The sequence below is a fragment of the Jejubacter calystegiae genome (assembly GCF_005671395.1).
Taxonomy (GTDB): domain Bacteria; phylum Pseudomonadota; class Gammaproteobacteria; order Enterobacterales; family Enterobacteriaceae; genus Jejubacter; species Jejubacter calystegiae.
Map to the genome: position 1 here is coordinate 3458301 of NZ_CP040428.1, position 22388 is coordinate 3480688.

Annotated in this window: 23 protein-coding genes; 13 read left to right on the plus strand and 10 right to left on the minus strand. The window is 56.3% G+C overall.

The genetic code is table 11. The features are described from left to right. The first annotated feature begins 18 nt into the window (after window positions 1–18). From astA to spy, 5 genes are all read left to right on the plus strand, one after another. Window positions 19–1002, plus strand: coding sequence for an arginine N-succinyltransferase (gene astA / locus FEM41_RS15990; RefSeq protein ID WP_241666647.1), 984 nt, complete (start codon window positions 19–21; stop codon window positions 1000–1002). Beyond that, a complete protein-coding gene (gene astD / locus FEM41_RS15995) occupies window positions 999–2486 on the plus strand; it encodes a succinylglutamate-semialdehyde dehydrogenase (protein WP_138097198.1) in 1488 nt (495 codons plus the stop codon). Before astA ends, astD begins: the two co-directional genes overlap by 4 nt. After that, window positions 2473–3813 carry an N-succinylarginine dihydrolase gene (astB, locus tag FEM41_RS16000; protein ID WP_138097199.1) on the plus strand — a complete coding sequence of 447 codons (1341 nt, stop codon included), beginning with the start codon at window positions 2473–2475 and terminating at the stop codon, window positions 3811–3813. The genes astD and astB overlap by 14 nt, the downstream gene beginning before the upstream one ends. Further along, a complete protein-coding gene (gene astE / locus FEM41_RS16005) occupies window positions 3810–4769 on the plus strand; it encodes a succinylglutamate desuccinylase (RefSeq protein ID WP_138097200.1) in 960 nt (319 codons plus the stop codon). Before astB ends, astE begins: the two co-directional genes overlap by 4 nt. 319 nt (window positions 4770–5088) lie before the next feature. Further along, window positions 5089–5571 carry an ATP-independent periplasmic protein-refolding chaperone Spy gene (gene spy, locus FEM41_RS16010; protein WP_138097201.1) on the plus strand — a complete coding sequence of 161 codons (483 nt, stop codon included), beginning with the start codon at window positions 5089–5091 and terminating at the stop codon, window positions 5569–5571. Between the two features lie 67 nt (window positions 5572–5638). On the opposite strand, the gene FEM41_RS16015 is transcribed toward spy, so the two are convergent. From FEM41_RS16015 to nadE, 4 genes are all read right to left on the minus strand, one after another. Beyond that, complete coding sequence (locus FEM41_RS16015) at window positions 5639–6967, minus strand: cytosine permease (protein WP_138097202.1); 1329 nt, start codon at window positions 6965–6967, stop codon at window positions 5639–5641. Between the two features lie 67 nt (window positions 6968–7034). Further along, complete coding sequence (locus FEM41_RS16020; RefSeq protein ID WP_138097203.1) at window positions 7035–8468, minus strand: amidohydrolase family protein; 1434 nt, start codon at window positions 8466–8468, stop codon at window positions 7035–7037. 326 nt (window positions 8469–8794) lie between these two features. Beyond that, complete coding sequence (gene yddG, locus FEM41_RS16025; RefSeq protein ID WP_138097204.1) at window positions 8795–9682, minus strand: aromatic amino acid DMT transporter YddG; 888 nt, start codon at window positions 9680–9682, stop codon at window positions 8795–8797. Between the two features lie 89 nt (window positions 9683–9771). Continuing rightward, on the minus strand, window positions 9772–10599 hold the full coding sequence (gene nadE, locus FEM41_RS16030) for an ammonia-dependent NAD(+) synthetase (RefSeq protein ID WP_138097205.1): 828 nt from the start codon (window positions 10597–10599) through the stop codon (window positions 9772–9774). A gap of 254 nt (window positions 10600–10853) precedes the next feature. On the opposite strand from nadE, the gene osmE reads away from it, so the two are divergent. Then, window positions 10854–11201 (plus strand): osmotically-inducible lipoprotein OsmE, encoded by a 348-nt coding sequence (gene osmE / locus FEM41_RS16035; RefSeq protein WP_138097206.1) that lies wholly within the window; start codon window positions 10854–10856, stop codon window positions 11199–11201. A 221-nt stretch (window positions 11202–11422) separates the two neighbouring features. Continuing rightward, complete coding sequence (gene cedA / locus FEM41_RS16040; RefSeq protein WP_138097207.1) at window positions 11423–11653, plus strand: cell division activator CedA; 231 nt, start codon at window positions 11423–11425, stop codon at window positions 11651–11653. Between the two features lie 51 nt (window positions 11654–11704). Here cedA and FEM41_RS16045 read toward each other — a convergent pair whose 3' ends face one another. The 4 genes from FEM41_RS16045 to hxpB form a co-directional block, all read right to left on the minus strand. After that, a complete protein-coding gene (locus tag FEM41_RS16045; RefSeq protein WP_138097208.1) occupies window positions 11705–13096 on the minus strand; it encodes an L-cystine transporter in 1392 nt (463 codons plus the stop codon). Window positions 13097–13237: 141 nt separating this feature from the next. Then, window positions 13238–13828 carry a metal-dependent hydrolase gene (locus tag FEM41_RS16050; RefSeq protein WP_138097209.1) on the minus strand — a complete coding sequence of 197 codons (591 nt, stop codon included), beginning with the start codon at window positions 13826–13828 and terminating at the stop codon, window positions 13238–13240. 108 nt (window positions 13829–13936) lie between these two features. After that, entirely contained in the window at window positions 13937–14698 is a 762-nt protein-coding gene (kduD, locus tag FEM41_RS16055) for a 2-dehydro-3-deoxy-D-gluconate 5-dehydrogenase KduD (RefSeq protein ID WP_138097210.1), read from the minus strand. A gap of 137 nt (window positions 14699–14835) precedes the next feature. Then, on the minus strand, window positions 14836–15504 hold the full coding sequence (gene hxpB / locus FEM41_RS16060; protein ID WP_138097211.1) for a hexitol phosphatase HxpB: 669 nt from the start codon (window positions 15502–15504) through the stop codon (window positions 14836–14838). Window positions 15505–15674: 170 nt separating this feature from the next. Here hxpB and FEM41_RS16065 point away from each other — a divergent pair, with 170 nt between their 5' ends. Continuing rightward, entirely contained in the window at window positions 15675–16211 is a 537-nt protein-coding gene (locus tag FEM41_RS16065; RefSeq protein WP_138097212.1) for a YniB family protein, read from the plus strand. Between the two features lie 57 nt (window positions 16212–16268). On the opposite strand, the gene FEM41_RS16070 is transcribed toward FEM41_RS16065, so the two are convergent. Both FEM41_RS16070 and ghoS read right to left on the minus strand, forming a co-directional pair. Continuing rightward, window positions 16269–17129: a fructosamine kinase family protein gene (locus FEM41_RS16070; protein WP_138097213.1), complete on the minus strand. Its 861-nt coding sequence runs from the start codon at window positions 17127–17129 to the stop codon at window positions 16269–16271. A gap of 108 nt (window positions 17130–17237) precedes the next feature. Further along, on the minus strand, window positions 17238–17534 hold the full coding sequence (ghoS, locus tag FEM41_RS16075) for a type V toxin-antitoxin system endoribonuclease antitoxin GhoS (protein WP_138097214.1): 297 nt from the start codon (window positions 17532–17534) through the stop codon (window positions 17238–17240). A 525-nt stretch (window positions 17535–18059) separates the two neighbouring features. Here ghoS and FEM41_RS16080 point away from each other — a divergent pair. The 5 genes from FEM41_RS16080 (at window position 18060) to rpmI (ending at window position 22359) form a co-directional block, all read left to right on the plus strand. Continuing rightward, a complete protein-coding gene (locus FEM41_RS16080; protein WP_241666648.1) occupies window positions 18060–18749 on the plus strand; it encodes a DUF481 domain-containing protein in 690 nt (229 codons plus the stop codon). Between the two features lie 255 nt (window positions 18750–19004). After that, a complete protein-coding gene (locus tag FEM41_RS16085) occupies window positions 19005–19229 on the plus strand; it encodes a YdgH/BhsA/McbA family protein (RefSeq protein WP_138097216.1) in 225 nt (74 codons plus the stop codon). Between the two features lie 362 nt (window positions 19230–19591). After that, entirely contained in the window at window positions 19592–21520 is a 1929-nt protein-coding gene (gene thrS, locus FEM41_RS16090) for a threonine--tRNA ligase (protein WP_138097217.1), read from the plus strand. Between the two features lie 3 nt (window positions 21521–21523). Further along, window positions 21524–22063, plus strand: coding sequence for a translation initiation factor IF-3 (gene infC / locus FEM41_RS16095; protein ID WP_138097218.1), 540 nt, complete (start codon window positions 21524–21526; stop codon window positions 22061–22063). Between the two features lie 98 nt (window positions 22064–22161). Further along, on the plus strand, window positions 22162–22359 hold the full coding sequence (gene rpmI / locus FEM41_RS16100) for a 50S ribosomal protein L35 (RefSeq protein WP_001124225.1): 198 nt from the start codon (window positions 22162–22164) through the stop codon (window positions 22357–22359). Window positions 22360–22388: the final 29 nt, after the last annotated feature.

The window sequence follows — 22388 nt, forward strand, 5'->3', positions numbered from 1 at the left end:
CTGGGCGGGTTAATAGCGATGCTGGGCAGTGCCGGTAGCGGCCTGACATCGCTTCCCGCCCATGAAGAGACCATCGCGGCGCGTATCGAACGTTCGTTCCAGACCTGGCGCGGCGAGCTGCCGCGTGGGGAGCAGGGCTATGTTTTTATCCTTGAAGAGCTGGAGAGCGGTAAACCGGTAGGGATCTGCGGCATAGAAGTCGCCGTGGGGTTAACCGAGCCCTGGTATAACTACCGGGTGGGGACTCTGGTGCACGCCTCGAAAGAGCTTAACGTTTATAAAGCGCTGCCGACCCTGTTTCTCAGTAACGATCACACCGGCAGCAGCGAGCTCTGTTCACTGTTTCTCGATCCGAAATGGCGCCATGCGGGCAACGGCTATCTGCTCTCTAAATGCCGCTTTCTGTTTATGGCCGCATTTCCGGAGCATTTCAGCAGCAAGCTGGTGGCGGAAATGCGCGGCGTCAGTAGCGAGCAGGGCCAGTCACCGTTCTGGGATAGCCTTGGCAGCCGCTTTTTCGCTATGGATTTCGTTAAGGCGGATTATCTGTGCGGAACCGGACAGAAAGCGTTTATCGCTGAACTGATGCCGAAGCATCCAATCTATACCGACTTTCTCTCCCCCGAAGCGCGGGCGGTTATTGGCGAAGTGCATCCTCAGACGGCACCGGCCCGGTCGGTGCTGGAGGCGGAAGGGTTCCGCTATCGCCACTACATCGACATCTTCGACGGCGGGCCAACGCTGGAGTGCGACCTGGATCAGGTGAGGGCCATCCGCGACAGCCGGATGGTGGAAGTGGCGGTCGGTCAGCCCGCCCGCGATTCCCAGCCGCTGTGCCTGGTGGCGAATGAAAACTATCACCATTTTCGTGCCCTGCTGGTGGCGGCTAATCCCCGGGCGTCGCGCATCGTACTGGATGGCGCAACGGCCGATGCCCTGAAATGCAGTAGCGGTGACCGGGTGCGCCTGGTCCGTCTCGTCCCACAGGAGAAACGCGGATGACACACTGGATTAACGGTCGCTGGCTGCCGGGTAGCGGCACGCCATTTCACAAAACGAACCCGGTAACGGGAGAGACGCTGTGGCAGGGAAACGGCGCCAGTCCGCCAGAGGTGGAAGCGGCCTGCAATGCGGCGCGGGCCGCCTTTCCTGACTGGGCCCGCCGTCCGCTGGAAACCCGCTTTGCGATTCTGGAACGCTTTGCCGCGCTGATGGAGCAGCAAAGAGATGCACTGGCCCAGACCATCGCCCGGGAGACGGGGAAACCCCGCTGGGAGGCGCTCACCGAAGTGACGGCAGCGGTTAATAAAATTGCCATTTCGCTAAAAGCCTGGCATGCCCGCACCGGCGAACAGCGTACGCCGCTGGGTGACGACACGGCGGCCAGCCTGCGTCACCGGCCGCACGGGGTGCTGGCAGTGTTCGGCCCCTATAACTTCCCCTGTCATCTGCCGAATGGTCAGATTGTTCCCGCGCTGCTGGCGGGCAACTGTGTGGTATTTAAGCCCAGCGAGCTGACGCCGGGCAGCGGCGCCGAAATGGTGAAACTCTGGCAGCAGGCGGGTCTGCCGCCCGGGGCGCTGAATCTGGTGCAGGGCGGGTCAGAAACCGGTCAGGCGCTGGCGGGACATCCGGGTATCGATGGCCTGCTGTTTACCGGCAGCGCCGCCACCGGCTATCAGTTACATCGTCAACTGGCCGGTCAGCCGGAAAAGATTCTGGCACTGGAGATGGGGGGCAATAATCCACTGATTGTCGACCAGCCCGACGATATCGATGGCGCGGTGCATCTGACCATTCAGTCGGCCTTTATTACCGCCGGGCAGCGCTGCACCTGCGCACGCCGCCTGCTGGTTAAACGCGGCGCGGCGGGGGAGCGCTTTCTTGAACGGCTGGTGACGGTGGCAGAGCGGCTGCGTCCGGCGGCCTGGAATGCCGAGCCCCAACCCTTTATGGGCGGCGTCATTAGCCGCGATGCGGCACAGCGGGTGATGACGGCCTGGCGCCAGCATCTGGCGCGGGGCGGTCGACCGTTACTGGCTCCGGCACTGCTGGATGAGCACAGTTCGCTTGTCGCGCCGGGGATAGTGGAACTGACCGGCGTGACCGGGGTTCCGGACGAGGAGGTCTTCGGCCCACTGCTGGGCGTCTGGCGCTATGACAGCTTCGATGAGGCTATCGCTCTGGCGAATGCGACCCGCTACGGTTTGTCGGCGGGACTGATTTCACCGGATCGGGCGTTGTTTGACCGTCTGTTGCTGGAAGCGCGAGCCGGTATCGTCAACTGGAACCGGCCGTTGACCGGCGCCGCCAGCACGGCGCCCTTTGGCGGCGTGGGGGCGTCGGGTAACCATCGCCCGGGAGCCTGGTATATGGCAGATGCCTGTGCCTGGCCGATGGCGAGCCTGGAGAGCGAGCGCTGTCCGCTGCCGCAACAGCTCAGTCCGGGGCTGGACTTTTCCGGAGGTGACGATGAACGCCCGTGAAGCCAACTTTGATGGGCTGGTGGGGCCCACTCATCATTACGCAGGACTGTCGCTGGGCAATGAGGCTTCGATGCGTCACCGTCATCGGGTCGCTAACCCGCGACTGGCGGCTCGTCAGGGATTGCTCAAGATGAAGGCGCTGGCGGATGCCGGTTTCCTTCAGGGGGTCATCCCACCTCAGGAGCGCCCCGGCGTGGCGCTCCTGCGCCAGTTGGGATTCAGCGGCAATGACGGCGCGGTGCTGGCGCAGGTCTGGCGTCAGGCGCCGGGGTTACTGGAAGCGGCCAGTTCGGCTTCGGCCATGTGGGTTGCCAATGCCGCCACGGTATCGCCGTCAGCGGACAGTCAGGATGGGCGGGTGCACTTTACGGTGGCAAATCTGAACAGCAAGTTTCACCGGGCTGTCGAAGCCCGCGTCACCGGGCGAGCGCTGCGCGCCATCTTTGGGGATACCCGTTACTTTGAGATTCATAACGCGCTGCCGCAGGTGGCCGCTTTCGCCGATGAAGGGGCCGCCAACCATAATCGACTCGCCGTGGATTACGGCGCGCCCGGTATCCAGATTTTTGTCTGGGGGCGGGGCGATGGCGAACCGGGCGAGGGACCGAAGCGCTACCCGGCCCGCCAGACGCTGGCGGCCAGTCAGGCGGTGGCTCGACTGAATCGGGTGGCGTCACATCAGGCGCATTTTGTGCGTCAGAATCCAGAGGTTATTGACTGCGGCGTGTTTCATAACGATGTGATTGCCGTCAGCAACCAGCAGTTGATGCTGTGTCATGAGCGGGCCTTTGTGGAGGCGGAGCCGCTGTGGCAGGCGCTGGGCGAGCGGCTGCCCGGTTTTCAGCTCATCGAGGTGCCGGAGCGTCGGGTATCAGTGGCGGATGCGGTGCAGACCTACCTGTTTAACAGCCAGTTGCTAACGACGTCCGATGGCGGAATGACGCTGGTGCTGCCTGAAGAGGCCCGACGTCATGCGGGCGTGTGGGAGTATCTGAATGAGCTGCTGGCGGAGGATAACCCGATCACCCGGCTGCGGGTGTTCGATCTGCGTGAAAGCATGGCTAACGGCGGTGGCCCGGCCTGTCTGAGGCTAAGAGTGGTGCTGAACGAGGCGGAGCAGTCGGCGGTCAATCCCGGGGTCTGGATGAACGAGGCGCTGTTTAACCGCCTCGACGCCTGGATTGAGCGCCACTACCGGGACCGTTTGATCGCCGATGATTTACGGGATCCGCAACTGCTGGAAGAGAGCAGAACGGCGCTGGATGAGCTGACCGGCATCCTCAGCCTTGGGGCGCTATACGATTTTCAGCGGGAGGTAACGGCATGAGGGATTTTCTGGCCCGGACGCTAAACGGCAGGGCGCCGCAAGCGCAATGCGGCGAGCAGAGAGGTTTTTCGTGGCAGTGGCGGGAGGAGGGGATCCTGAGCATAGCGCCAGATGCCGAACCGGTGGGCGATCTGGTCATCTCTGCGGCGATCCACGGTAATGAGACCGCGCCGGTAGAGTTACTGGATGCCATTATCCAGGCCCTGGCGGCGGGGGAATTGCCGCTGCGCTGGCGACTGCTGGTTCTCCTGGGCAATCCCGGTGCCCTGCGCGCCGGGCGTCGCTACCAGGCTCAGGATCTCAACCGTCTGTTTTCGCAAGGCTGGCAGCGCTTTCCTGAGGGGGCGGAGAGGGAGCGCGCCAGGCTGCTGGAGCAGCGGCTGATGGAATTTTATCGCGCGCCGCGGCGCTGGCATCTGGATCTACACACCGCGCTGCGAGAATCGCTGCATCCGCGCTTTGGAGTGCTGCCCGCCAGTCAGACTCCGTGGGATGAAGGATTTCTGGCCTGGCTGGGGGCCGCGGGGCTGGAGGCGCTGGTATTCCATCAGTCGCCAGCGGGCACCTTCAGTCACTTCAGCCACGCCTGCTGCGCCGCCCTGAGCGCCACCCTGGAGCTGGGTAAGGCCCGGCCATTGGGTGACAATGACCTGACGCAGTTCAGGCTGGCGGATATGGCCCTGCGTGCGCTGCTACGTGGTGAGACGCCCGTGATGCCTGAGCGACCGCCCCGGCGCTATCGGGTGGTGCGTCAGTTAACTAAACAGAGCGAGGCGTTTGTGCTGCATATGGCGGACCAGACGCCTAATTTTACCGCCTTTCACGCCGGTGACTTACTGGCGGAAGAGTCGGGAAGGCGCTATCTGGCCAGGTATCCTACCGAGTATGTGCTGTTTCCCAACCCCCGAGTGGCGCCGGGGTTACGTGCCGGTTTGATGCTGATAGATGCGGAGTAACATTCCGGCCTGGGTGGCCGGAATTTATTCAGTTAACCACAAAATATTAAATATTCAGACTGTTCCTGATGTCGGGCTTTATTTCACCAAATAAATCGATTACCCTTTCTCCATAATTTCTGGCGATTCCTCGGAATTTTATTTTTTGTTACCGGTCTGCATCTGTTCTCCTTATTTCCTTCATAATTGGCGAAAACTTCGCAATCAGGCTTTCATTACTTTACGACACCTGTGGTTACTTGACTCCGAAAGCCCTAAACTCATTTCCGTCAACGCGACAAAGTAACGTCGCCGAATAACTGAATAAGGATAAGATACTATGCGTAAATTAACTGCGATTATTGTTGCTTCATCTCTGGCCCTGGGCGCGGCGAATCTGGCACATGCAGCCGATACGTCCACGACCTCCGCAAAGGAAGACGCAGTGAAGATGCATCATCATAAAGGTCCGCGCGGTCCGCATCATATGATGATGTTTAAAGACCTTAACCTGACCGATGCCCAGAAACAGCAGGTCCGCGACATTATGAAGGCCGAGCGCCAGAAAATGCCGCGCCCGAACCTGGATGAGCGCCGCGCCATGCATAACCTGGTCGCCAGCGATACCTTTGACCGGGCCAAAGCTGAGCAGATGATTGAAAAAGGGGAGAAACAGAATCAACAGCGTATGCTGTCGATGATGGAAACCCAGAATAAGATTTATAATGTGCTGACTCCGGAGCAGAAAAAGCAGTACAACGCCAATTTTGAAAAGCACCTGACCAAAAAGCAGGATCGCATGAATAAAGCGGCTGCTGAATAAACGACGATGCCCCTTTGACCATCATAATAAAAACCGCCGTGCGAAGTTCGCCGGCGGTTTTTGCCATTTATCGCTCGCGTCCTCTGATGTGTACCAGTAATCCGTAGCTGAGGCTGGCTACCGGAAAGGCGACAAAAAAAGCCTGATCGCGAAAAACGATGCCGCTGATAATGCCAATCGCCAGGGCGAGCATTCCGTTTACCCGCCAGCGACGCTGTCCACTGTCGTAGAGTGCGGCGACATCAACATGACCGCGTAAGATAATATAATAGTGCACCAGCATAATGCCCAGAACCGGGGCCAGGCAGGCGGAAAACAGAATCTGCACCCATGCCAGATGCGCCATCAGCAACCAGGGCATCAGCAGAATACTGAGCAGGCCTACAATCCAGGTCGCAGCGGCAAAGGAGAGGCGCGGACACAGATTCAGCAGCACCAGGGTTGCGGGAAAGATATTGGCGCAGGTGTTGGTGCTCCACTGGGCAACCACCAGTGTCAGACAGCCGATGACCAGTATTAGCGGTTGTTCTCTGAAGGAGACCTTCATCATCTCTACCGGATCGTAGTGGCCACTCAGTACGCCGGAGATAAGACCGGTACCCGACAACACCAGACCGCTGATAATAAACCCTGTAAAAAAGGCGATAATCATCGCGCGGTTGCGCATGAAAAATGAGGCTTCAGGAGCATTGTGCGCTAACCGTAATTTACGTGACAGATCGCTGCCGTTCAGGGCTTCGGAAAGCCAGCCGCCCGCGAAAACGGAAATTGCGCCAAATAAGGTGAAACTGTCCGGCGTTGACGGTTCTGGGGGACGTTCAAAAACCGTCAGCACCGTAATATCGTGCGTTTTCAGCAGCCACAGCACCATGGCACACAGCATCAGTGCCAGTAGCGGGATAGCCAGCCAGCCAAATCGCGACATGGATTTGACCCCCCGGCTGGCATTAACGATTTGGCAGCCAGCGAAAATGGCGAAGACTATCCAAAAGTGGGAAAAACCGAGCCAGGTTTCCAGGATGGTATTAATCGCGCTCGCTCCCAGCCAGGTGATGATGCCACACCAGGTGACACAAACGGCGGCGCGGGCCAGCGAACCGACAATGGCGCCCCGCAGTCCAAAGCAGTCGCGGATAAACAGGGTGAAGGGGACGCCATAACGGGTACCAATATCGCCGGTAAGGGTAATCAGGCAGGCGACCAGTGAAAACCCGAGTAGCGCACAGAGTAAAATTGCCAGCGGACTGAGCGCTCCGGCAAAAAAGATCTGGGTGGGGATAATCAATCCGACAACGTTCACCACCATGGCGGCGCACAGGATGGCGAGATCGAAGGTGGTAAGGGTTCTTTGCTGTTCCGTGCTGGGTAGTAGCTCCGGACTCATTCTGTTATTCATGGTCTGCTCCCTGACTAAAAGATGTGTACTTGCCGAACCCGGTCAGCGTGGGCCAGGCGGCGCCCGATCAGGCAAAAGGGTAAAAGTGGCGAATGATCTCGGTATCAAGGCTACGGTGCAGGTACTGGCCCTGCCCGCGGTTGCCAAGAAACTGGCCCCGATGAACGATGGTTTCACCACGTAACAGGGTGGCGATAACCCTGCCTGTCGCCTGGAATCCTTCATACAGGCTGTAATCACAGCCGTTATGCAGATCCTGCTGACGCAGAGTCCAGCGTTCGCTATCGTCAAGAATCACCATATCGGCATCGCTGCCGGGGAGTAGGGTACCCTTCCGCGGGTAGCAGCCCATCAGTCGGGCGACGTTGGTGCTGGTGATAGCCACCAGTTGGTTAAGGGTGATGCGTCCGGCAGCAACGCCTTCGGTTAACAGAATGGGCAGACGAGTTTCCATTCCTGCCACGCCGTTGACGACCAGACGAAAGTCCTGAATAAAATTGCCCCGGGCATCGCGCTGTAGCTGGCGCTCTTTCTCTTCGCGGCTAAATGCGCAGTCATCTGAACCGGTGACGGAGATGACCCGCTGCTTGATCCCCTGCCATAACGCCGCCGCATCCTCAGGTCGTCGCAGTGGAGGAGAGCAAATAGCGAGATGGCCATTTGCGGGATCCTGATACAGATCGTCAAACCGGGTCAGATAGTGGGGGCAGGTCTCGACATAAATGGGAAAACCGCGGCGCTGCGCCCGTGCGGCGATATCAAGACACTCGCCGTGGGTGGTGTGCACGATCAATAGCGGGCTCCCCAGCCCGGTAGCAAGCGATACGGCGCGCTGGAAGGCTTCGCTTTCACAAAGCTTCGGTTTATGTTCGGCGAAGTCGCGCCATGTGAGCTGTCCCGCTGCAACCTTATGTTGGTAAAAATGCTCGACGAGCGCATCGGACTCGGCATGGACCATCGGCAAAATGGGGTGCTGGCGGGCCAAAGTGAAAATTCGGACCAGCGTCGCGTCGTTGGCCATGACGCCTTCCCTGCTATAGGTCATAAATAACTTAAACGTTGGACAGCCGGCGCGAATAAGCGCGGGAATTTCTGCACAATGGCGGGCAGATGCCTCGATAAATTTACCGTGTACGGCGTAATCCACCGCGCACTCCGCCATTTCTTCCCGCCTTTCATGTAGTGCCTGCAATACCGATTGTTGTCGTCGGGTATTGGTAAAATCGAACAGGGTGGTTACGCCACCAAAAGCGGCGCAGAGGCTTTGTTGATAAAAAGAGAGTCTGCCGGTGATGCCCTGAAAAGGCGCCTGCACATGCATATGGGCATCGATCAAGCCGGGTAACACCTTATGGTGGCGGGCGTCGATGATCCGCCGGGCTGGCGCCGCCGAGCCTGGGGTCAGTAATGCAGCGACGCTCCCCTTATCGACGGCGATATCGGTGTGAAAAGTGCCCTCTGTTAATACTAACAGCGCATCTTTAACGATTAAGTCGTACATAGTTATTATCCCTGGCACGGGCCGGTATTAAAATGACAGTAAGAAATAATTCCCAGGCAAAATATGACTGGGGAATATTGAGTGTTGAGAATATGGTGATTTAAAATAATGATTATGTGGCGAGATTGGTAGGCTTTTTTTAGTGATGTTTACCACACAATTAAATGTAATTTATATTGTATAGGTTCATACTTAAACGCATTATTTTTAATACTAATATGAATGTATAAATAAAGTATTTTAGTTAAAAGCGTAAAAGAATTGGGGATGATGGCAATGGCCCGGAAGGAAGGTGCCGGGCCATTTTGTCATTGTCATTATTATTATTAATAGCGACGGATCGCCAGCCAGCACAGCAGCGAACCGCCTACCACCATCATCACCCCCTGCCAGAAAGGCCAGCCGGGCATCAGACCCAGCCACAGGCTGGCGATCAGCGCGGAAAGTACCGGGGTAAAGTAAGAGGCGGTAGCCAGCAGCGTCATATTGCCGCGTTGGATCCCGAAGTTCCATGCGGCGTAGGCCAGCGCCGTAGAGCCGCCCATAAACAGCAGTTGCAGCACCGGGGAAAGCGCAAAACGCAGCGGCGGCTCGTCGCCCAGACTGTATTTTATCCACAGAATCAGCGCGGTAGCGCAGAAAAACAGCGGCACGCCGCTTTTGCCGCCGCCCCAGCGGCGGGTGAGGTTACAGTACAGTGCCCAGACGGCGGCGGCGCTAAAGGCCAGGCCATAGGCCAGCGGATTGTCCTGCACGTTTCGCCACAGCAGCACCGGGCTCCAGGCGCCATCGCCGCTCATCACCCGCCCCACACCGGCTACCGCCAGCAGCAGTCCGGGCCACAGCCACCACGAGGCGCGCTGGCCGTTAAGCAGCAGCGCCAGGGCCACCGTCAGTCCCGGCCACAGGTAGTTGATCATTCCAAGCTCCAGCGCCTGAGTTCGGGTATGGGCCAGACCGATCGCCAGCGCCAGGGCGATTTCGTAGAAGACAAACAGTCCCCCGCCGATGAGCAGATAGCGACGCGTCAGCGCTGTTGGGCGGGGCAGTCCCTGGGTCAGGCACAGCAGACATGCGCTCAGGGTGTAGATGAGTGCCGCGCCGCCGCCAGGACCAAAGTGTTCACTGATGCTGCGCAGCAGTCCGACCGAGGTGCTCCACAGCAGTATAGCGAGTAGCCCAAGCAGGGTCGCGCGCCGGGTGATTACGTCCATTGTCAAAAATTCGCCATCATGGCGCCTGTCATTAATCCAGAAAAAGGGGGTGAGGGAAGGGCGCCCGCACGAATGGCGGGCGCTGAAAGTTAGCGGTGCCAGAAGTCGTCAAAGACGGTAATGGGCGGGCGACGCTTATGTTCGGTTTTTTGATACCAGTTCTCAATAATCTGTGCCGCTTCAGAGCCGACCGTTTTCCCTTCCAGATAGTCGTCGATCTGATCGTAGGTAACGCCCAGGGCGATTTCATCTGGCAGGGCGGGACGGGAGTCTTCCAGATCCGCGGTTGGGGATTTCAGATACAGATGTTCCGGGCAGCCCAGGGTTTTAAGCAGCAGCTTGCCCTGGCGTTTATTCAGACGGAACAGCGGGTTAATGTCGGTGCCGCCGTCGCCGTATTTGGTGAAGAAGCCCGTTACCGCTTCGGCGGCGTGATCGGTACCGACGACCACGCCGTGGGTCATGCCGGCAATACTGTACTGGGCTTTCATGCGCTCGCGGGCTTTCTCGTTACCGCGCACGAAGTCGCTTAGTTCGATACCCGCCTCGCGCAGTGTCTGCTCGCTGGCCAGTACCGCGGCCTTAATATTGACGGTCAGTACCCGATCCGGCTGGATAAAGGTGATGGCGTCCTGGCAGTCCTGTTCATCGGCCTGGGTGCCAAACGGCAGACGTACGGCGATAAACTGGTATTCGTCGTTGCCGGTTTCCTTACGCAGTTCGCTGATGGCGGTCTGGCACAGCTTGCCGGTCAGGGTGGAATCCTGCCCGCCGCTGATACCGAGAACCAGGGTTTTCAGAAACGGATAGCGCTGCAGATAAGACTTCAGAAAATCGACGCTGCGGCGAATTTCCTGCCTGGCGTCGATTACCGGTTTTACGCCAAGTGCCTTAATAATCTCTTGCTGTAGGCCCATCTCCCCCTCCATAAAAATGAATCATCCGCGACGGCGGATGCAAAAAAATGCTGCTTTAAACTAACCCGTTGGACGCCAAACGACAAGAGAGGGGGGGCGAGGGGGCGGGTAAATGGCGCGTTTTTCGGCAGATCAGTGGGTTGCATTTCTATTTAGAGTTTTCTTAAAGTGCGCGTCGCCTGTTAACAACTTGAAAAAAATTGTTTTATATTCCAGGATTATTGGACTCGCCGAGATAAAACAGAGGATGAAAAATGAACAAGTTCACAGGATTTTTAGGCGCAGCAGCTGTTTTAACCATGCTGGCAGGTTGTACGGCTTATGATCGTACCGCCGATCAGTTTACTCAGCCGGTGGTTAAGGATGTGAAAAAGGGGATGACCCGCGAGCAGGTTCGCCAGATAGCAGGTCAGCCCTCTTCTGAGGTCTCTATGGTTCACGCCAAAGGTACCTGCCAGACCTATATCCTGGGCCAGCGCGGCAACAAGATCGAAACCTACTTTGTGGCGTTGAATGAGACCGGCCACGTGATTAACTCCGGCTATCAGACCTGTGCCGAATACGATACCGATCCGCAGTCTCCGCAGAAAAAAGTGCTGTAATTGCATCCTGACGGATCCTCAAAACCGCCGGTAAACGGCGGTTTTTTTATGGATAAAAGGGGTGTTCCAGGCCACCGCGAGGTTTTGCGTCGGCCTCGCCCCGTTTTCCCGGAACACTCACCGGACAGCCGCGTCGCGCACGGGATGCGCGACGCGGCCGCGACAAATCCGCTATCATAACGGTTTGCCAGTTTTCGTAACGGATCGATTAAACAGCGCTTATGAAACCTCTTCGTCATCAGAATCGCCCGGTTATTAGCTACACCCCCAGGCATGAGCCGGCGCCGCCGGAACATGCCAGACGTCTTGAAGAGTATCGCGATGTCTGGGTGCTGCGTGGCAAGTATGTGGCGTTTGTGCTGGTGGAGAATGCCTTTCGGCGTTCCCCTGCATTTGATATGCCTCAGGCGGCGCAGCGCTGGGCCGACCAGCTGCGTCAGGAGGAGGTATAAAAAAACCCGGTACTGAAAAAGTACCGGGTTTTTTATTTAGCGCGGAGGAGGTTAGCGGTGAGCCAGTTCAGCTTCCTCGTCGCTGTTAAGCACTGCTTTATCGGTCTGACGCAGTAGCTGGCTGGTGATGGTGCCTGCCGTCATAGAGCCATTCACGTTCAGGGCGGTACGGCCCATATCAATCAGCGGCTCTACCGAGATCAGTAGGGCCACAAGGGTCACCGGAAGCCCCATGGCTGGCAGGACGATAAGCGCGGCGAAGGTCGCGCCGCCGCCCACGCCCGCCACACCAGCGGAGCTGACGGTAACAATACCCACCAGGGTGGCAATCCACATCGGATCCAACGGATTAATCCCCACGGTCGGCGCGACCATGACCGCCAGCATCGCCGGGTAAAGTCCGGCGCAGCCGTTCTGACCAATGGTTGCCCCAAAGGAAGCGGCAAAGCTGGCAATAGATTCCGGAATGCCCAGACGCTGAGTCTGTGCTTCAACGCTCAGCGGAATGCTGGCGGCGCTGGAGCGGCTGGTAAAGGCGAAGGTCAGTACCGGCCACACCTTGCGGAAGAAGCGCAGCGGGCTGACGCCAGCCAGCGACAGCAGCAGAGCGTGCACCACAAACATAATGGCCAGGCCCAGATAGGAAGCCACCACGAAGCTACCCAGTTTCACGATGTCATTCAGATTAGAGCTGGCGACGACTTTGGTCATCAGGGCCAGCACGCCGTAAGGCGTCAGCTGCATCACCAGGCGTACCAGCTTCATTACCCAGCTTTGCAGGGTATCGATGGCGATCAATACCCGCTCGCCTTTAGGGGCGTCATCTTTCAGCAGCTTCAGCGCGGCCACGCCCAGGAAGGCGGCGAAAATCACCACGCTAATAATTGACGTGGGGCTGGCGCCGGTCATATCGGCGAACGGATTTTTCGGTACGAACGACAGCAGCAGTTCCGGTACCGACAGGTCGGCGACCTTACCGGCATAGTTACTCTGGATAGCGTTCAGGCGTGCGGTTTCAGCGCTGCCCTGAACCAGTCCTTCGGCACTCAAACCGAACAGATTGGTGACCAGCACACCGACCAGGGCGGCGATCAGGGTGGTCAGCAGCAGCAGGCCGATGGTCAGTACGCTAATTTTGCCCAGCGAAGAGGCATTATGCAGGCGGGCCACGGCACTGAGGATACAGGCAAAGACCAGCGGCATGACGATCATCTGCAACAGTTTGACATAGCCATTACCGACCACATTAAACCACTCAATCGACTGCTTCATTACCGGGTTGTCGGCACCGTAGACCAGATGCAGGCCCAGGCCAAACAGCACGCCCAGAACCAGACCGACCAGCACTTTTTTCGCCAGACTCCACTGACGGTGCCGCGTTTGCGCCAGCGCCAGCAGCAGAATAGCGAACACCACAACGTTCGCTATAAGTGGAAAGTTCATCCCCGTTTACTCCTGAGTTTTGTCTATGACCGCGTATAACTGCGCGGCCTTATAGGTATGGTGCCAAGTGTAACAGCACTAAAAAACGGGAGATTATACCCAAAAGGAATTGAATATTCTTAAATGGAATAACGTGCGGGGTTATTGGCCCATCTGGTGATTAATAAAACGGTCGAAGCCTGTCTGCAGACTGGAAATGACCCAGGATGACCAGCGTACCGCTTCATTGTCCGGAGCAGACTGGGGCAGCCACAGCGCATAGCAGAAAAACAGAATGCACAGCGCACGCTCCAGTTGATTGCCTTTTTGCGGCCGGACGATGGGCAGACGGAAACGCCAGCGACAGGGCCAGAGCAGCGGTACGCCAGCCGGGGTCAGCATATCGGCCAGAATATGGCTCAGATAGCCCAGCACCATACCCTGAATGGCGTCGGCGGGAATCACCCAGCTTTCAGGCACCTTCAGATAGAACAGCGTCAGCGCCGCGAAAACCGCCAGCAGGCTGTGGGTGAATCCCCGGTGACCAAAGGCTCTGGCCACCGGACGCGACACCCAGGGAATGCGTTGCCCCAGGAAGGATTTAGGGTGGTCGATATCCGGCATCAGACAGCTCAGCACCGCAGCGGGCACAATATGCCACCAGTCACCCTGGGCCAGGACCGGCGTCAGCTCCACATTTTTTGCAAATACTGCGCAGGCGATGGAAAAGAGGAGGTGGCCTTCCGCCGTCATGATAAAACCCGGGGTAACTGTCAATTCATCCAGTATAGGGTTTTTATACAGTAGAAGGAAGTGGTGACGTTGTAACACTTTATCACAACGTCACTGTAGTAACAGGGATTAACGGGCGAGCCATCCGCCATCGACCGCCAGCGTGAAGCCGTTGACATAGTCAGAAGCCGAAGAGGCCAGAAATACAGCCGGGCCGCGCAGATCCTCCGGCGTGCCCCAGCGACCGGACGGAATACGCTCCAGAATCTCCTGGCTGCGGTTTTCATCATCGCGCAGCGCCTGGGTATTGTCGGTGGCCATATAGCCAGGCGCGATGCCGTTAACGTTAATACCGTGAGGCGCCCACTCGTTAGCCAGCAGTCGGGTCAGCCCCAGAACGCCGCTTTTCGATGCGGTATAAGAGGGAACCCTGATGCCGCCCTGGTACGACAGCATGGAGGCGATATTGATAATCTTGCCGCCACTCCCCTGGCGGATAAACTGGCGGGCCACGGCCTGGGAAAGGAAGAATAGCGATTTCAGGTTCAGGTTCATCACCTCGTCCCACGCCTTTTCACTGAATTCCAGCGAGTCGGCGCGGCGGATGGTTCCGGCGTTATTGACCAGAATATCGATGTGACCCATCTCTGTGACGGTGCGGCTGACGATATCCTCAATGGCATCGGTGGTGCTAAGGTCGGCCTGAATAGCCATAAATTTACGGCCCAGCGCGGTCACTTTCTCACGTGTCTCAATGGGATCTTTACGGCTGACGCCCACGATGTCACAGCCAGCTTCTGCCAGTGCCAGGGTCATTCCCTGGCCTAACCCGGTGTCGCCGCCGGTGACGATCGCCACTTTGCCCTGAAGAGAAAATGCATCGAGAATCATAGATTGCTCCTGTCTGGCATGGATTTGGTTCTGCTCTGATGGGATCAATCATAGGCGTGGGAAAGGGAAATAACAAATAAAATGAAATTATGTTTCAAAAATTATGCAACCGGGCGTTTCCCACACCCGGTGGGCTATCAGGGGCGAAGATGGTGGGGAGCCAGGGCGTTAAGCGACTCCAGGCGCACGTCGGCCAGCGCCCAGCGTGGGTCGCCGCGATTTTCAATGGCCGGTACCACGATTGAATGCATACGCGCCGCTTTACAGGCGATCATCCCATTGACCGAATCTTCCAGCGATACGCAGTTAACTGGCGCCACATCCAGCTTACTGGCGGCATCCAGATAAACCTGGGGATGAGGTTTACTAAACGGTAGCCCTTCGGCGGAGGCCAGGGCATCAAACTGATCGCGCAGTTCGAACATGGCTAATACCCGCTCCAGCATGCGCATTGGCGAGGCTGAGGCGAGCCCTACTTTTAGCCCCATCGCTCTACACTGCGCCACGGCTTCGCGTGCGCCGGGCAGCAGGGGGCGTTCTTCTTCGACCAGTGCGATAGCGCGCTCGATGATCTGCGCGGTGGCTTGTGCTTTAGAGATGCCCTGCCAGGGCTGTTGGGCGTACCAGAGATCCACCACCATATCGATGCGTAGTCCCAGAATATCCGGCAGCTCGCCGCGCCTGGTAATATCAACGCCCAACCCGGCCATGACTTCCAGTTCGGCCCGATCCCATAGCGGCTCGGAATCGATCAGCAATCCATCCATATCAAAAATTGCGGCGAGTACCCGACGTTGGTTCGGCATGGTTACCACTCCTGTTAACGGCAAATATAACGAAAGTTCTGCATATCAATAGCCTGGAACGGCGGGGCTTACCAGTGATTTACCCGAACTCACGGCAAAAATCAGGCGAAAAACCGGCGGACGGGTTAGAATCAGGATTCAGGATAGCCTCATAAGCACAAGGGGAGAGGATGACGTATCAACAAGCTGGGCGCGTTGCGCTGTTAAAACGCGTCGCCGGTTGGGTGATTTTTATTCCGGCGCTGGTATCTACCGTGATATCGCTGCTTAAGTTTATGTATGAGCACAGCGAGAAGCGACCGGGCATTGATGCGGTGATGATGGATTTTGCGCATGTGATGATCGATATGGTGCGCTTTAATACGCCGTTTCTGAACTTTTTCTGGCACAACTCGCCGCTACCCGACTTTCATCAGCAAATGAATCCGGGATTCTGGATTATCTATGCGCTGATTTTTGTTGGCATGGCGCTGCAGGCCAGCGGTGCCCGTATGGCGCGCCAGGCGCGCTTTCTGCGTGAAGGGGTGGAAGACCAGCTCATACTGGAACAGGCAAAGGGTGACGAAGGGTTGAGCCGCGCGCAGCTTGACGCCCGGGTGGTGGTGCCGCGCCACACCATTTTTCTGCAGTTCTTCCCGCTGTATATTCTGCCGATTATCCTGATTGTACTGGGCTACTTCTTCTTTAAACTGCTCGGCTTTCTGTAGCGCTTTTCCGCGCCCCAAAAAACGCCCCACGGGGCGTTTTTTGGGTTCTGGAGGGTATCAGACCGCCAGTACCAGCTCCAGAGTGCGCTGGGCTTCTGTAAGGTGTTTACCGCCAAAAAGGTTAGCCCGGTTCAGCAGGGTATAGAGTTGGTAGACCGGTTGACGGTCGGGGAAGTCGACGGGCAGGGGGGAGACGGATTGATAACCGTCGTAGATTTGCGGCGGCTGTTCGCTGTGTAGCGGCAACATGGCCAGATCGCACTCTCTGTCGCCCCAGTAACAGGCGGGATCAAACAGGAAGGGGCCGTCCGGTCCCAGCGCGCAGTTTCCCGACCACAGATCGCCGTGCAGCAGAGAAGGCTGGGGCTGATGGTTAACCAGCCGCCGCTGTACCGCCTCGACAATCTTATCGATATCGCCAAATTCCAGCCCTTTTTCGGCTGCCAGCTCCAGCTGCCAACCGATGCGTTGCTCGGCGAAAAAGGTGGCCCAGCGCCGCTGCCACTGGTTGGGCTGCGGCGTGGTGGAAAGATGATTGTCAAAATCGAGGCCGAACTGAGGCTGATCGCTCCACTGGTGCAGATGGGCCAGCTGCTGACCCAGCAGGAAGGCGTTGTGCGCATCCAGCGGACGCGGCGCCAGATAGTCCAGCAGCAGGAAACTGTAGTCGCGAGTACTGGCCACGCCGCGTACTTTCGGCACTTTGACTGTGCCGCTGCGCGCCAGTAACGCCAGCTGATCCGACTCCGCGGTAAAGCAGGGCAGCATATCGCGCCGGTCGCTTTTCACGAAGATATCATGGCCGGCAAAACGGATGCGCCAGGCGGAATGGACTTCTCCACCCGGAAGTTCTGCGCGCTGTTCAATCTCTCCCTCACCAAACTGCTCGCTTAGCAGACGGCTGATAGCTTGCCACATAGACGGTCCCCCGTTGCCTGATGCTCCAGATCAATCATTAGCTTAGCGCTGATACCGGGGTTAAAAACCAGACCTGCTGCACAACCCCGGACGGAAGTTGTCGTTACGTTATTTGGGATGCTCGCGTGCCTGTAACCATGATTCCAGCGTGACGAGTTCGATCTCCGGCTCTTCGCCGAGTGCCAGCTTGCTTAAGCCCCGGGCCAGCTCCGTGACCTCTTCAGGCGACAGTGGAGTGGTCATGCCCCAACTGCCCGGGCCAGTCTCGTGAAGTTTGCCCTCTTCGTCAGAGATCGTGAGAGAAAAGCCTGCGCGGGTCATCTCATTATTGAGCTCATTGACCGGCGTCAGGCCGCTGACCTGGTGGCTGATGGTTACAATATAGCGGTTAATGTCGCCGCTCATGGTTCACCTCTCTGAAGTATAAGAGCTTTCAGCATAGCTGATTCCCCGGGAAGCTCCCGATTCCTCGCAATAAGGGATCAGCGATTAACGTTTGATAACCGGCTGGCGCTATCCCGATGGGCGCGAAAGTCAACCTATATATTTATCTTATTGCCGCTGCGGTTATTCCGTTTAATCCTAAAAGATTAGCAGCGTTAAAAAAGATTGTCATATTAAAATCAGGGATAATCCTGGCGTTACCCTGCAAAATGTGAAAACTCTATCTATCTGAATTTAAATGCCTTTTAAGAGGCCTCTTATTCATTAAATTAAATGGTTATTTATTACGCTGTCAGCGCTCATTTTTTATAATTAGTAACCTTTGACGGGCTTTTGTTCTGATAAATTCGGCGTATGATTCGCAGATTACTTTAGCGCTATTTGGGTTTTTCTTTGTTGTATGGATATTCGGATATAATGAATTTATTAACGCGTACTCCTGTCGCTCTGGCGCTGACGGGGAGTTTTATCTTTCCGTCGCTGGTGATGGCCGACGACTCGGTGTTTACCGTGATGGACGATCCGGCCAGTGCGACGAAACCTTTCGAGGGCAATGTAAATGCGGGCTACCTGGCCCAGTCTGGTAACAGCCGCAACTCATCGCTGACGGCCGACTCGACCCTGACCTGGTATCAGACCAGTACCGCCTGGTCGCTGTGGGGCAATGCCAGCAACACCTCCTCTAACGATGAGCGTTCGTCCGAAAAGTATTCGCTGGGCGGGCGTAGTCGCTATAACCTGAGCTCTCATGATTACCTGTTTGGCCAGGCAAGCTGGCTGTCAGATCGCTATAACGGCTATCGCCAGCGAGATGTCCTGGCGACCGGTTACGGGCGCCAACTGCTGAATGGACCGACGCATAAGCTGCGGCTGGAAGTCGGCCCTGGGGTACGTTACGACGAGTACACCGACGGTGGCGATAAAACCCAGCCGCTGGGCTATGCATCCGGCACCTGGGCGTGGAAGATGACAGACACCGCCACCTTTACTCAGGGAGTCTCGGTTCTGGGGAGCGAGGACACCACTGTTAACTCGGAAACCGCCCTGAATGTGGCGATTAACGAGCACTTTGGGTTGAAGCTGGCCTATAACGTTACCTGGAACTCAGATCCGCCGTCCAGCGCGCCGGAACATACCGATACCCGCACCTCTATTTCGTTAGGGTATAAGCTGTAATTACAGGCCGGGGGATCCCCGGCTCGTTTTTACAAAAATGGCGTTTTTTAATTTAATGTGCGATCTTTCACTGCCCGAACTTATATTCCGCGGTATCCCTTCATTCTTCCTCCTTAATTGTCTGTCAGACTTCAGAGTCAATAAATTTGATGTCAACAAGCAAATAATTTGACTGGTCAAAAATGTGATCTGGATCTAGTATTGAAACCGAGGCCAGTTATTTTGTTTGATACCAAAGAATAAGAGAAAAAGCATATGAAAATGATTAAGACAACCGCAACGGCAATCGTACTTTCGGCCCTTTCCTTTGGGGCGTTTGCCGCGCAGCCTGCACAGCCAGTAGCCGATCAGACCCTGACCGCCCAGCGCGCAAGTGACGTTGAAGCGGGCTCAAATATTATGCCCGGCGCGTTATCTACCGGTCAGACAATGGATCAGGCATTTGATGTTCATACCCTGGTCGCTGGCGACTGGTCATAACCATGGTTATTGGCGATTCACGAGTTTTGCAGTATCGGCGAATTAATAATAATCTTATCATCGATAAATAAAACCGGACCCGTACTGCGTCCGGTTTTTTTATTGAGTCGTGTAAAACAGCCGGCCATCACCTTCATTTAGCTATTCTTTTTCATCCCCATTTTAGTGAGCCGGCGCGACAGCCGCGCTCAGAAGTGTTACTATCGATGACGCGCCGACCCGGGGAATTCGGGGGCGCGGGTAATTCGGCCGCCAGGCCGTCCTCGCAATAGTTGGCGAGACGGATGCGCGGCGTTTTTCGTTTCAGCAAACTTTGTATGTGAGCTTGCGTGTGGCTCACCACTGCAAATAAGGATTTATGAATGCCTGTTATTACTCTTCCTGATGGTAGCCAGCGCGCCTATGACCACGCGGTCAGCGTAATGGATGTGGCGCAGGATATCGGTCCTGGACTGGCTAAAGCCTGCATTGCCGGTCGCGTAGACGGCCAGTTGGTAGACGCCTGCGATCCTATTGAGAAGGACGCAAAACTTGCGATCATCACCGCGAAGGATGAAGAGGGTCTGGAGATTATCCGCCACTCCTGCGCGCACCTGCTTGGTCATGCCATCAAGCAACTGTGGCCAAAAACCAAAATGGCTATCGGCCCGGTGATCGACAATGGTTTCTACTATGATGTGGAGCTCGATCACACTCTGACCCAGGAAGATCTCGACAAGCTCGAAAAGCGTATGCACGAGCTGGCAGAGACCAATTACGACGTCGTTAAGAACAAGGTGAGCTGGGAAGAGGCGCGCCGCACTTTTGTTGAGCGCGGTGAAAGCTATAAGGTTGCCATTCTTGACGAGAACATCAGCCATGATGATAAGCCGGGTCTTTATCATCATGAAGAGTACGTAGATATGTGCCGTGGGCCCCACGTGCCCAATATGCGCTTCTGCCATCACTTTAAACTGATGAAAACCGCAGGGGCGTACTGGCGCGGCGACAGCAACAATAAGATGTTGCAGCGCATTTACGGCACCGCATGGGCGGACAAGAAACAGTTGAAATCCTACCTGCAGCGTCTGGAAGAGGCCGCAAAGCGTGACCATCGTAAGATTGGTAAGCAGCTTGACCTCTATCATATGCAGGAAGAGGCACCGGGTATGGTGTTCTGGCACAACGACGGCTGGACCATCTTCCGCGAACTGGAAACCTTTGTCCGCACCAAACTGAAAGAGTACCAGTATCAGGAAGTGAAGGGTCCCTTTATGATGGACCGCGTCCTGTGGGAAAAAACCGGTCACTGGGACAACTACAAAGATGCCATGTTCACCACCTCGTCCGAGAACCGTGAATACTGCATCAAGCCGATGAACTGCCCGGGCCACGTGCAGATCTTCAACCAGGGGCTGAAGTCCTATCGCGATCTGCCGCTGCGTATGGCGGAATTCGGTAGCTGCCACCGTAACGAACCTTCGGGCGCGCTGCATGGCCTGATGCGCGTGCGCGGCTTCACCCAGGACGATGCGCACGTCTTCTGTACTGAAGATCAGGTGCGCGATGAAGTGAACAGCTGCATTCGTATGGTCTACGATATGTACAGCACCTTCGGTTTTGAAAAGATCGTGGTGAAACTGTCCACCCGCCCCGAGAAGCGTATCGGTACCGACGAAATGTGGGATCGCGCCGAAGCGGATCTGGCAGTGGCGCTGGAAGAGAACAATATTCCGTTCGAATACCAGCCGGGCGAGGGCGCCTTCTACGGGCCGAAGATCGAATTTACGCTCTATGATTGCCTGGATCGCGCCTGGCAGTGCGGTACCGTGCAGCTCGACTTCTCGCTGCCGTCGCGCCTGAGCGCCTCTTACATCGGCGAAAACAACGAGCGTCAGGTACCGGTGATGATTCACCGCGCCATCCTGGGCTCTATGGAGCGCTTCATTGGTATCCTGACCGAAGAGTTCGCTGGTTTCTTCCCGACATGGCTGGCGCCGGTGCAGGTTGTGGTGATGAATATCACCGATGCGCAGTCCGAATATGTGAATGAATTGACCCGTAAATTGCAGAATGCGGGCATCCGTGTAAAAGCGGACTTGAGAAACGAGAAGATAGGCTTTAAAATCCGCGAGCATACATTGCGTCGTGTTCCTTACATGCTGGTCTGCGGTGACAAAGAAGTCGAGGCTGGCAAAGTAGCGGTGCGTACCCGCCGGGGTAAAGACCTCGGTAGCCTGGACGTTAACGACGTAATAGAAAAGCTGCAGCAAGAGATTCGCAGCCGCAGTCTTCATCAACTGGAGGAATAAGGTATTAAAGGCGGAAAACGAGTTCAAACCGCGCGTCCGAATCGCATCAATGGCGAAATCCGCGCTCAAGAGGTTCGCTTAACAGGTCTGGAAGGCGAGCAGATAGGTATTGTCAGCCTCAGAGAAGCTCTTGAACAGGCTGAAGAAGCCGGGGTAGATCTGGTTGAGATCAGCCCTAACGCCGAACCGCCCGTATGCCGTATTATGGACTACGGCAAGTTCCTCTATGAAAAGAGCAAGTCTTCTAAAGAACAGAAGAAAAAGCAGAAAGTCATCCAGGTGAAGGAAGTCAAATTCCGCCCTGGTACTGATGAAGGCGATTATCAGGTAAAACTCCGCAGCCTGACTCGCTTTCTCGAAGATGGCGATAAGGCCAAAATCACCCTGCGTTTCCGCGGGCGTGAAATGGCCCACCAACAGATCGGTATTGAAGTGCTTAATCGCGTGAAAGAAGATCTGAGTGAACTGGCAGTCGTTGAGTCCTTCCCATCGAAGATCGAAGGCCGCCAGATGATCATGGTGCTCGCCCCCAGGAAGAAATAACGGGCCTTCAAGTAATTTAATCCTGTGAAACCTTCGGGTTTCGCAGGATTAGTTCGCCTGTATTTCGTTTATTAACAATGCGAAGTGGAAGTCATAAGATGCCAAAAATCAAAACCGTACGCGGTGCTGCTAAGCGCTTCAAAAAAACCGGTAAAGGTGGTTTTAAGCACAAGCACGCTAACCTGCGTCATATTCTGACCAAAAAAGCGACCAAGCGTAAACGTCACCTGCGCCCGAAAGCCATGGTTTCCAAAGGCGATCTGGGTCTGGTAATCGCGTGCCTGCCGTACGCATAAGCCGTTAACGTTTAATTTTTTTCATACCC

Bases quoted from the DNA above. Each gene is read 5' to 3' on its own strand.
- astA (WP_241666647.1), top strand. From the start codon at position 19: ATGCTGGGCAGTGCCGGTAGCGGCCTGACATCGCTTCCCGCCCATGAA.
- astD (WP_138097198.1), top strand. From the start codon at position 999: ATGACACACTGGATTAACGGTCGCTGGCTGCCGGGTAGCGGCACGCCA.
- astB (WP_138097199.1), top strand. From the start codon at position 2,473: ATGAACGCCCGTGAAGCCAACTTTGATGGGCTGGTGGGGCCCACTCAT.
- astE (WP_138097200.1), top strand. From the start codon at position 3,810: ATGAGGGATTTTCTGGCCCGGACGCTAAACGGCAGGGCGCCGCAAGCG.
- spy (WP_138097201.1), top strand. From the start codon at position 5,089: ATGCGTAAATTAACTGCGATTATTGTTGCTTCATCTCTGGCCCTGGGC.
- FEM41_RS16015 (WP_138097202.1), bottom strand. From the start codon at position 6,967: ATGAATAACAGAATGAGTCCGGAGCTACTACCCAGCACGGAACAGCAA.
- FEM41_RS16020 (WP_138097203.1), bottom strand. From the start codon at position 8,468: ATGTACGACTTAATCGTTAAAGATGCGCTGTTAGTATTAACAGAGGGC.
- yddG (WP_138097204.1), bottom strand. From the start codon at position 9,682: ATGGACGTAATCACCCGGCGCGCGACCCTGCTTGGGCTACTCGCTATA.
- nadE (WP_138097205.1), bottom strand. From the start codon at position 10,599: ATGGGCCTACAGCAAGAGATTATTAAGGCACTTGGCGTAAAACCGGTA.
- osmE (WP_138097206.1), top strand. From the start codon at position 10,854: ATGAACAAGTTCACAGGATTTTTAGGCGCAGCAGCTGTTTTAACCATG.
- cedA (WP_138097207.1), top strand. From the start codon at position 11,423: ATGAAACCTCTTCGTCATCAGAATCGCCCGGTTATTAGCTACACCCCC.
- FEM41_RS16045 (WP_138097208.1), bottom strand. From the start codon at position 13,096: ATGAACTTTCCACTTATAGCGAACGTTGTGGTGTTCGCTATTCTGCTG.
- FEM41_RS16050 (WP_138097209.1), bottom strand. From the start codon at position 13,828: ATGACGGCGGAAGGCCACCTCCTCTTTTCCATCGCCTGCGCAGTATTT.
- kduD (WP_138097210.1), bottom strand. From the start codon at position 14,698: ATGATTCTCGATGCATTTTCTCTTCAGGGCAAAGTGGCGATCGTCACC.
- hxpB (WP_138097211.1), bottom strand. From the start codon at position 15,504: ATGCCGAACCAACGTCGGGTACTCGCCGCAATTTTTGATATGGATGGA.
- FEM41_RS16065 (WP_138097212.1), top strand. From the start codon at position 15,675: ATGACGTATCAACAAGCTGGGCGCGTTGCGCTGTTAAAACGCGTCGCC.
- FEM41_RS16070 (WP_138097213.1), bottom strand. From the start codon at position 17,129: ATGTGGCAAGCTATCAGCCGTCTGCTAAGCGAGCAGTTTGGTGAGGGA.
- ghoS (WP_138097214.1), bottom strand. From the start codon at position 17,534: ATGAGCGGCGACATTAACCGCTATATTGTAACCATCAGCCACCAGGTC.
- FEM41_RS16080 (WP_241666648.1), top strand. From the start codon at position 18,060: ATGGCCGACGACTCGGTGTTTACCGTGATGGACGATCCGGCCAGTGCG.
- FEM41_RS16085 (WP_138097216.1), top strand. From the start codon at position 19,005: ATGAAAATGATTAAGACAACCGCAACGGCAATCGTACTTTCGGCCCTT.
- thrS (WP_138097217.1), top strand. From the start codon at position 19,592: ATGCCTGTTATTACTCTTCCTGATGGTAGCCAGCGCGCCTATGACCAC.
- rpmI (WP_001124225.1), top strand. From the start codon at position 22,162: ATGCCAAAAATCAAAACCGTACGCGGTGCTGCTAAGCGCTTCAAAAAA.